This is a genomic window from Kitasatospora sp. NPDC048296, from assembly GCF_043201815.1.
Taxonomy (GTDB): domain Bacteria; phylum Actinomycetota; class Actinomycetes; order Streptomycetales; family Streptomycetaceae; genus Kitasatospora.
Map to the genome: position 1 here is coordinate 1 of NZ_JBICZB010000231.1, position 1202 is coordinate 1202.

General features: G+C 74.0%; 1 pseudogene. It reads right to left on the bottom strand.

Annotated features, from left to right (window positions below):
* Positions 1-1119: pseudogene (locus tag ACGF12_RS38685) on the bottom strand (hypothetical protein); the annotation flags it as partial.
* Between the last annotated feature and the right edge of the window lie 83 nt (positions 1120-1202).

Sequence of the window (1202 nt, forward strand, 5' to 3'; positions counted from 1 at the left end):
GGGGTGGGTGGCGCGCCAGCGCTGGAAGGCCGGGTCGTCCAGCAGTCCCTGGATCCAGTTGTTGACTGCCTGGCGGTCGCCGGGTGGCATGCCGGGCTGTGGCTGCCGGGGCGGTTCGCCGCCCTCGTCCGGGCCGCCGCCGTCCGGTGGGCCGGTGCCCGGCTCGCCCGCCAGGGTGCCGGCCAGGTTCCCGAGGAACGAGCCCAGGATGCCGCCTGCCGCCGCGGCGGTCGCCCCGGCCGTGGCGTATCGCAGCACCGTGCCGCTGCCGGTGCAGCTCAGCCAGGCCTCGCCCCGGAGCTTGCATTCGAGCGTTCCGCCGTCGTCGGCGTGGGCCGGGATGGCGTCGGTGATCCCGTGCAGGAGCAGTACGGCGCCGACCAGCAGCACGACGCAGGTGGTGGCGGGCGGCCGCGCACCGGTGGCGGAGATCAGTACGGCGGCCAGTGCGAGGGCGCCGGCCAGGCCGTACTTGACCGGGCTGTCGGTGATGAACGAGGCGACGATCAGCGATACGGCGGAGCCGAGCAGGCCCACCGTCATGCCGCAGATGTCGGTGATGCGGTGGTGGCGGGTCGGGGCGATCTGTTTGACCACGGCCGACCAGATCCGGCGCAGGGACGTCGACACGATGCTCCCGAGCACGGTCGGTGCTCCCGCGAGCACGCCGACGGCGAGCACCGCCCCGGCCGCGGGCGGGACGATCTGGGCGGCCAGCAGCGCGATCGCCGCGCCCCACAGCAGGTGGACGGAGGATGACCGGTCGCCCCGGACCAGCCCGGTGAGCGTGTGCGGCAGCGCGCGCAGGTCAGCCAGGAAGCGGGTGGTGCCGACGGCGTGCCAGTAGCCGAACACCCCGAACAGCACGGTGGTGAGCAGACCCCAGAACAGCGCGCCCTGGAAGAAGTTGCCGTGGGTGGTGGCCGGCGCCCCGTGTGGCACCTTCCGCCAGCCGCCGTAGCGGACGGCGATCAGGAAGACGTTCACGGTGTAGCCGATCACGCCGCCGACCACGGCCCCGGTCACGGCGGACCGGACGTGCTCGCGCAGCCACCCGGGCAGCCGCCGGACGACGTCGCCGATGGTGGGGACGGCCTGCTGAGCGGTTGCGGTGGTCATCTCAGCCCTCCGTCCGGTCCACGATGACGAACCCGCCCGCGTACGGCTGGGCGGAGGTGCGCACCCGCAGCACGGCGTTGCCC